Source organism: Pseudofrankia coriaricola (assembly GCF_032027725.1).
Lineage (GTDB): Bacteria > Actinomycetota > Actinomycetes > Frankiales > Frankiaceae > Pseudofrankia.
In genome coordinates, this window is record NZ_JASNFO010000130.1 from 22,982 (window position 1) to 30,849 (window position 7,868).

The 7,868-nt window shown below is 71.6% G+C and carries 10 protein-coding genes; 8 read left to right on the forward strand and 2 right to left on the reverse strand.

Annotated features, from left to right (window positions below):
• Nucleotides 1-55 precede the first annotated feature (55 nt).
• Nucleotides 56-670: an AIM24 family protein gene (locus QOZ89_RS43565; protein ID WP_241841745.1), complete on the reverse strand. Its 615-nt coding sequence runs from the start codon at nt 668-670 to the stop codon at nt 56-58.
• A 514-nt stretch (nt 671-1,184) separates the two neighbouring features.
• On the opposite strand from QOZ89_RS43565, the gene QOZ89_RS43570 reads away from it, so the two are divergent.
• Nucleotides 1,185-1,832 carry an ArsR/SmtB family transcription factor gene (locus QOZ89_RS43570; RefSeq protein WP_071049022.1) on the forward strand — a complete coding sequence of 216 codons (648 nt, stop codon included), beginning with the start codon at nt 1,185-1,187 and terminating at the stop codon, nt 1,830-1,832.
• Nucleotide 1,833: 1 nt separating this feature from the next.
• Nucleotides 1,834-2,568 (forward strand): SRPBCC family protein, encoded by a 735-nt coding sequence (locus QOZ89_RS43575; RefSeq protein WP_071049021.1) that lies wholly within the window; start codon nt 1,834-1,836, stop codon nt 2,566-2,568.
• Between the two features lie 130 nt (nt 2,569-2,698).
• Here the strand turns inward: QOZ89_RS43575 and QOZ89_RS43580 are convergent, their stop codons facing one another.
• On the reverse strand, nt 2,699-4,411 hold the full coding sequence (locus tag QOZ89_RS43580; protein WP_241841743.1) for an MFS transporter: 1,713 nt from the start codon (nt 4,409-4,411) through the stop codon (nt 2,699-2,701).
• Between the two features lie 102 nt (nt 4,412-4,513).
• On the opposite strand from QOZ89_RS43580, the gene QOZ89_RS43585 reads away from it, so the two are divergent.
• The 6 genes from QOZ89_RS43585 to QOZ89_RS43610 form a co-directional block, all read left to right on the forward strand.
• Nucleotides 4,514-4,987, forward strand: a complete 474-nt coding sequence (locus QOZ89_RS43585; protein WP_312630069.1) for a MarR family winged helix-turn-helix transcriptional regulator — start codon at nt 4,514-4,516, stop codon at nt 4,985-4,987.
• A 41-nt stretch (nt 4,988-5,028) separates the two neighbouring features.
• Nucleotides 5,029-5,454, forward strand: coding sequence for a hypothetical protein (locus tag QOZ89_RS43590; RefSeq protein WP_312630071.1), 426 nt, complete (start codon nt 5,029-5,031; stop codon nt 5,452-5,454).
• 211 nt (nt 5,455-5,665) lie between these two features.
• On the forward strand, nt 5,666-6,007 hold the full coding sequence (locus QOZ89_RS43595) for a hypothetical protein (protein ID WP_071049019.1): 342 nt from the start codon (nt 5,666-5,668) through the stop codon (nt 6,005-6,007).
• Entirely contained in the window at nt 6,004-6,771 is a 768-nt protein-coding gene (locus tag QOZ89_RS43600) for a hypothetical protein (protein WP_071049018.1), read from the forward strand. The genes QOZ89_RS43595 and QOZ89_RS43600 overlap by 4 nt, the downstream gene beginning before the upstream one ends.
• A gap of 239 nt (nt 6,772-7,010) precedes the next feature.
• Complete coding sequence (locus tag QOZ89_RS43605; RefSeq protein WP_071049017.1) at nt 7,011-7,307, forward strand: WXG100 family type VII secretion target; 297 nt, start codon at nt 7,011-7,013, stop codon at nt 7,305-7,307.
• 322 nt (nt 7,308-7,629) lie between these two features.
• Nucleotides 7,630-7,868: hypothetical protein (locus tag QOZ89_RS43610; RefSeq protein ID WP_312630073.1), on the forward strand; the 239-nt coding region annotated here is incomplete at its 3' end.

A 7,868-nucleotide genomic window follows, 5' to 3' on the forward strand; every position in this document is an offset into this window, starting at 1 on the left:
CGCCGCGGCGGCGCGGCATTTCCGCCGGCGGGCGGGACCAGGGCGAGCGGCGAGGCTACTGCTTGGGGTGGTCGGGAGCGGTGCCGGCGGCGGGGACCTCGCCGCACTGGACGACGACGAAGCCGCCAGGACCGCTGTACTCGATCTGGGCGAGTTCGCCGGAGGAACGGCCGATCAGGTTACCGAACTTGAAGGTCGAGACGAGCCGGGTGCTCACGCCCGCCGTCCAGGCGACCGCCGCGTCCCGGTCGACACATACCGGCTCATCCGTGGGCAGCACGAGGGGGCTGCCCAGACACAGGACGGCAACGGCGCCGGTGCCGGAGATCTCCGTGTTGAACATGCCGCCGGCGATCATCGCGCCAAACCCGCCCGACGTCTTCGTAATCTTGTACTGCAGCCCGGATTCCAGCGCGAGCAGACTGCGGCCGTTGACGGTGAGCCGGTCGTCGTCCAGGTTGAAGACCGAGATGTGGCTGCCGGACTCGGCGAACCACACGGTGCCGCGACCCTTCGCCCGCATGAGGTCCTGGCCCTCGCCGGTGACCGCGCGGCGGAGGTGCCCGCCGAGGCCGTGCCCCTTGTAAGCGAAGTCGACCCGCCCCCGGTAGGCCACCATCGCCCCCTGCTTCGCGTACACCTCGCCGCCGTCGAGGTGGACCCGCAGCATCCGTTCACCCTCCTCGAGGGCGAACGGCGGGCCGCCGGCATGGCCAGCGGCGTGTTGTGCCAATGGTTGACTTCCATGCCCGACCTGGCCCGGCCCCGGGCCCACGGGCGGGTGGCCGGGCTCGGGGCGATAACCGCCAGGGCCGTAACCCCGCTCGCCGCCCTGCCACGCCATCTCGGTCCCCTTCCGATGAACTACCAGCGCGACAGTCTATCGATTGACGAAACCAACGTCTGACGAAACCAACGTCGCTCTACCTGCCACATATTGGCCTGACCTCGGCCGACGCACGCCCCGACTTCAATTTCCGCCATGCGCGAAAACGACACCGTGGCATCGCCTCGGTTTCTCCGGGACCAGTGCCGCCTCCGTCGGCGTTCACCCACCAGCACTCGCCTCACCGACCACCCGCCCACGCGACTCGGCCCGCGCGACTCGGCCGCCGCGCGACTCGGCAACACTGACATAACTTCCTGTCTTGACAAGATTTGTTGTCAGTGCCAGCATGGGATCCATGCTCGACGTGGCAGTGATCGAGGACCCGGGTGCGGCCGAGGTGTCGCTGGACCCGATGCGCGCGCGGCTGCTGGCCGCGCTGGCGGAGCCGGGGTCGGCGACGACGCTGGCGGCACGGACGGGGCTGACCAGGCAGAAGGTGAACTACCACCTGCGCACGCTGGAGCAGCACGGCCTGGTCGAGCTCGTCGAGGAGCGGCGCAAGGGCAACTGCACGGAGCGGGTGATGCGCGCGACCGCGAGCTCCTACGTCATCTCCCCGGCCGCGCTGGCGGCCGTCGCACCCGACCCGGACCGGGCCCGCGACGAGGGGTCCGCGCGCTGGATGCTGGCCCTCGCCGCCCGGCTGATCCACGAGGTCGGCGAACTGGTCGCCGGCGCCACGGCGGCCCGCAGGCGGCTGGCGACGTTCGCCGTCGACAGCGAGGTCCGCTTCGCCACGGCGGCCGACCGCGCCGCGTTCGCCGGCGAGCTGTCCGACGCGGTCACCGCCCTGGTCACGAAGTACCACGACGAGAAGGCGCCAGCGGGCCGCAAGCACCGGCTGGTGATCGCCCTGCACCCGAGCCTCAAGGCTCCCGTTCCGGGGCCCGAGACAGTCCCAGGCCCGAACCAGGCCGGGCCCGACTCCAACGAGGAGAGCTGAAATGTCGACCGAGCAGCCGTCTCGCCGTGAGTTCGCCATCGAGCGCGAGCTCGAGCTCGAGACCACGCCCGAGGACTACTGGGACGCCGTCACCAACGGCAACGCCGCCTGGCTGTGGCCGATCCAGCCGCCCGAGCCGCGGGTTGGCGGCGCGGTCGACGGTCTCGGCACGGTGGAGGCCTGGGAGCCGCCCCATCATCTGGTCCTGCGCCACGAAGGCCCGGAGGGCTGGTTCAACCAGCTCGAGCACATTGTCGAGGCGCGGGACGGCGGCACGACCTGGGTCCGCTACGTGCACAGCGGTGTGTTCGTCGACGACTGGGACAACCAGTACGACGGCGCGGACAAGCACACCGACTTCTACCTGCACACCCTCGGCCAGTACCTGCGCTACTTCACCCGCCGCCCGGCCCGCTACGCGAGCGCCGACGGACCGGCGGCGTCGGCTACGCCGGACGGTGTCGAAACGCTGCGCCGTGCCGCCGGCCTCACGGACGCGCGGGTGGGCGACCGGGTCCAGGTGACCATCCCGGGCCTGGCCAAGCTGGATGCGGTCGTCGACTACCTGAGCCCGCACTTCCTGGGCCTGCGCACCGGGGACGCGATGTACCGCGTCTTCGGCCGGGGTGCCTTCGGCGCCCCGACTTCTGTCGCCGCCCACCTCTTCTCCCCCGACGCCGACGAACCGGCCACCGAGAAGGCCCTGCGCGCCTGGCTCGACGAGATCTACGCCTGAGCCGGGAACGGAGCCGAGCCCGGCCGCATGCCACATGCCACGACGCTGGCAGGCGGCCCGCGGCCGGGCTCCCCGTCGTCGCCCCGGCTCGGACGACCGGCCATCCCATGAGGCCAGATGCCGCCGACGGCTACCGCACGGCGTCGTCGGCGTCGAGCGCGGCGAGGCCGGCGTCGCCCACCCGCTGGGAGGGTGCGTGAACGTCGACCGGATGGATCCCAGCCCGCGCCTCGTTCACGTCCACCGCCGCGGCCAACGCGGCGGGCGCGGCGTCCCCGGCCTCCGTGTCGCCCCCGGCCCCGACGTCGCCCCCGGCCTCGATGTCACCCCCGGCCGGGGCGAGCCGCCGCGGGCGCAGCAGCACGGCGGCCAGCACGATGCCGGCGGCGACGCATCCGCAGGCCACGAGCAGGCCGAGCCGGTTCCCACCGACCAGCGCCTCGGCCGCGCTGTGGCCGGTCTTCGCCAGCTCCTCCGAGCGTCCGGCGGCGACCGTGCCGAAGACCGCGAGGCCGATCGCCGCCGAGATCTGCATGGACACATTGACGATGCCGGACGCGAGGCCCGCGTCGCTCGGCGGTACGTCCGCCAGGGCGAGCGTCGTCAGTGGGACGAACGCGCCGCCGCCGCCGAGGCCGATGAGCACGGTGACAAGCAGCATGCGCGGCGCGTAGGCCGTCCCGATCCCTGCGCCTACGAACAGGAGCAGTCCCACCAGCATGATGACCATGCCGCCGATCAGCACCCGGTGGGGCCCGAACCGGGCCGTCAGCCACGTCGCGAACCCGAGTGACATGACCGCGACGACGGCCGTCTGCGGCAGGAACGCCGCGCCAGTGGCGATCGCTTCGAAGCCGAGCACCTGCTGCAGGTAGAGCGTTCCGAAGAAGAAGTAGCCGTACATGCCGGCCGCCATCACCGCGCGCACCGCGCTGCCGGCGATCAGGCTGCGCTGCCGCAGCACCCGCGGCGGGATCATCGGGTCGGCGACCCGTGCCTCCCAGACCGCGAACAGGACGAGCAGCACGAGCGCGAGCGCACCGGTGCCGAGGGTCGTCGCGGAGGTCCAGCCGACGTCGGCCGCCCGCACGATCGCGTAGATGCCGGCCAGGAGTGCCACGGTGACCAGGACCGCGCCCGTGACGTCGACCCGGCCGCGCGGCTGGCCGCCGTCGCCGCTCGGCCGCCGGTCCAGGAGCACCGCACCGCCGACGAGCGCGACGGCGCCGATGGGCACGTTGATGGCGAAGATCCAGTGCCAGTCGAGGGTCTGGGTGAGGATCCCTCCGAGCAGCAGGCCGAGCGAGCCGCCGCCGATCGAGACGAGCATGTAGCGGCCGATCGCGCGGGCACGCTCGGCCGGGTCGACGAACTCGGCGACGATGATGGCCAGCACCGACGACGACGCGAACGCGCCGCCGACGCCCTGCACGAAGCGGGCCGCGACCAGCGTCGGCACCGACCCGGCAAGCGCGCAGGCGATCGACGCGGCCGTGAAGACCGCGATGCCGCCGAGGAACAGTCTGCGACGACCGATCAGGTCGCCGAGCCGGCCGGCGACGAGCAGCAGGCTGCCGTAGCTGATCAGGTAGCCGTTCAGCGCCCAGGTGAGGTCGGCCTGGCTCACGTCGAGATCCGTCTGGATCGCCGGCAGCGCGACGTTCACCACGGTCGTATCCAGCATGACCATCAGCTGCGCCATCAGCACGACGATCAGTGCCAGCCAGCGGCGTCGGACAGCTCCCGCCGCGGCGATGGCCTCGTCCCCGGGGGCCCGGGGCGCTGCGGCTTGCTCCATGGCGTCGGCCGAGGGCGACGCCCTACCAGTATCAATCTCGCTCACGAGATAGTCACTATACAGGGACTATCTACGATCGCGAACCATAGCCCAGCCATGACCATCATCGAATCTTGATCGACACGTTCATGTTACGCTTGGGCTGCCATGGCACTCCTGACGAGTCCGTCCGTCGAGGCGGACACCACCCCAGCTGACGAGCCGGCCCTCGCGAGCACGCACGTCCCAGGCGCACTGGTCCTGCTGACCCGGCTGAGCCGCCAGGTCTACCGGATCGCCACCGAGGACGTCCTCGGCATGGGCCTCAAGCAGTTCGTGCTGCTCAACCAGCTGCACGAGGACGTCGGCGTGCCGCAGCAGCAGCTGGCCGAGCACCTGTGCCTCGGCGCGAACATCCTGGTCCTGCTGTTGAACGGGGTCGAGAGCGCGGGCTGGGCCGAGCGGCGCCGCGACCCGGCCGACCGCCGCCGCCACCTGGTCCACCGGACCCCCGCCGGCACCGCCGCGCTGACCCGCGCCGAACAGGCGATGGACAGTGTCGAGGACCGTGTCCTCGACAACCTCTCCGCCGAGGAACGCGCCGTTCTGCGTGGCCTCCTCGCCCGCGCGCTGGCGGACTGACAGGCCGCCAGCGGCGGCGCCAATCAGCCGCGGGCCGGATAGTGCCGCGGCGGCTGAACGCGACGCGCACCGCGCGGCACCGGCACCGGCACCACGCGGCTCGGCTCGGCTCGGCTCGGCTCGGCTCGACGTTCCCATCCGACGGCCAGTGGTGGGGCGCCTGGATCCTTGACCAGAGCACCGGCACGGACACCCACATCGGCAGCCTGGCGGTGGGCCAGGCGCGCCTGGTCGTCGGCACCGCCGCCACGGCTACCCAGTATTTCGGGAGCGCGACGACCTGCGCCCGGCTTCCCGGGTCGCGGCCGGCATGGTCAGCGCCGACGGGCAACGGCAACAGCGACAACGCGGGGACGGGCCTGGTGACCTCGTCGTTTGCCGGCGGGAACTCGCCGGGATGCGGTTCGAGCGTCGCCGCCGGCACATACCGGGGCACCAGCGGCGGCCTGATCACCTTGTCCGGCTAACCGGTCCGGCTTCGCCATATGTCTGGCCGGTGGCACGCGGCGCGGTAAGCTCACATTGCGACACCGGGGGACATTGTTGTTTCGGGCACCATCTGGACCGCGCTACGGGGGTGCGCGTGCTTCGATATGCATTCGCCTCAGGTGGAGGAGCGCCTTCTGCCGGATCGCTGGTCAGCGGATCGCCGGTGGTTCGCCATGAGGCTGGCCACTGATGGCCGGGCTGTTCGCCGCCGATGTGGGCGTCGCCCGGCAGCTGTCGAGCGACCTTTCGTCGATTCGGACGTCGCTGACGTCGCTTGGGACCGATCTCAGCGGGATGCACGGGCAGACCGGTTCCAGCGAGGTCGAAGCGGCGCTGGACCGGTTCGTGCGTAATTCATCAGACAGCCGCGGCAATCTCGACAAGTTGTTGGAAAGGGCGATCGGGCTGTTGAACGGGCTGGTCGACGGCACGGACGCGGTGGACACGGCACTCGCCCAGGGCCTGGACCCGCTTGTGCCGTCGCCCTCACCGTCACCATCGCCGACGCCGGCATCGGCGACCGCGCTGTGAGCGCGGCGGCTACGCGGGCGGCGGTCTCGCGGTTCACCCTGCGCGTCCCGGACTCGTGGTTCGAGTTCGACGTCTGGCGCGCCACTCGCACCGGCGACCTGGCCCGCCTCGTCGACGCGCGCATCGCGAAGTACCCGCGGCTGCGGCCGTACCGCGCGACGCTGCTCACGCTGCTGCGCGAGCTCGCCGAGCGGGCCGAACGGCAGGGCGCGGTCTACTGCGCGACCGCCACACAGGACGAGGAGGGGACCGGCGGCCTCGTCGCCACCCTGCTGGTCTTCCACACCCCGGGCGCCGACGACCCGGCCGGCAACACGGTCATGGCGATCGCCGGCCAGGTCAGCGCGGCCGTGTGTACGGAGCCGGGCGAACCGTGGCGGACGGTCAAGATCGTGACGGTCCCCGCCGGCGAGGCAGTCCGCGTCCAGGGCGTCGAACGCCACCTCGTCGACGGCGTCCCTTTCGAGACCGTCACCATGCAGACCCTCGTCCCCGTGCCCACCACCGTCCCCGTGCCCACCACCATCCCCGCGCCCGCCGCGCCCGCCGAGAGCGTCGAGCGCGTCGACGGCCCGGATGGCGGCGGCGCCGGGGCGAGCGCGGCCGTGGCCAGCGGCGACGGGGCTGGCGGCACCGAGGGGACCGACGGTGTGTTGAACGTCGTGCTGACGAGCCCCCACACCGCGCTCGCCGAGGAACTGCTCGACCTGTTCGGCGCCATCAGCGACACCCTCACCTGGTCCCCGGAAAGCCCGTCGATCTGACCGGCGTCGCCGCGGCAAGGCCGGGATCCGCCGGCCATTCGTCCCAACTGAACTCCATACCGGCACACCAGCTCGACGGACCGGCCGTTCGCCGACGGCGCGCCACCGGCGGGCGCCGGCTGTCTCATCGGCACCGGCCCGGCCCGGCCTGATCCGGCCCGACGCGACCCGCGGCGAGCTGTCCCGTCCTCGTCTCCGAGCGTTCAGATCTGTTCCCGAGCCGAAAGGCAGGCCCAGCAATGGCAAACATCCACGTTGACTACGAGGCGATCCGAGGCACGGCGACCGCGCTGTCCCGGGCGCAGACCGACATGGAAAACCAGCTGACCACCCTCAAGACGATGATCGACCAGTTGGTCACCAGCGGCTTCATCACCGACCAGGCCTCCGGACGGTTCCAGACGGCCTACACCAACTGGGACACGGGCACCCGCCAGGCGATCACCGGCCTGGATGGCATGAGCAAGTTCCTCACCGAGGCCGTAACGCAGCACGAGAGCCTCGACACGTCGCTCAGTTCAGCCGCCGGCGGCTGATTCGTCGGTGGCTGATTCGTCGACGGCTGGCTCGTCGACGACTGAGCCGCCGAGCAGCACCACCCCAGCCGCGGGGGGGGGGGCGCCCCCCCCCCCGCGGCAAGGCGACCGCGCCGCGACGACCGCGCTACATCCCAGCGCCACGCGTCCCGGTACCCGTCGTCGCCAGCCTCATTACCACAGGATCACCGCCAGTCCGGCGGCCGATCACGCGTAGGCAGTCACGACGTAGGCAGTCACGACGTAGCCGGTGGGCGCGTGGCAGCCCCTTCGCCCGCGCACCGCCACGCGCATGGCACGCACCAGTCGGGAGGACGCTGGGATGAGCAGCGAGTGGCAGGCCGTCGGTCTGGCCGCGGATCCCACTCCGGGTGACCCGGAGGCGGTGCGGGCGCTGGCTACCAAGCTGGATTTGCATGCGACGACCGCTGACGGTGGTACGGCGCGGTTGCGGACGATCGCGGCCGGTGGTGGTGGTGATCTGGCGATGCGGGGTGAGTATGCGGCGGGTTATGCCGAGGCGTTGCGTGATCTGCCGGATCAGCTCGTCAGGCTTGCGCG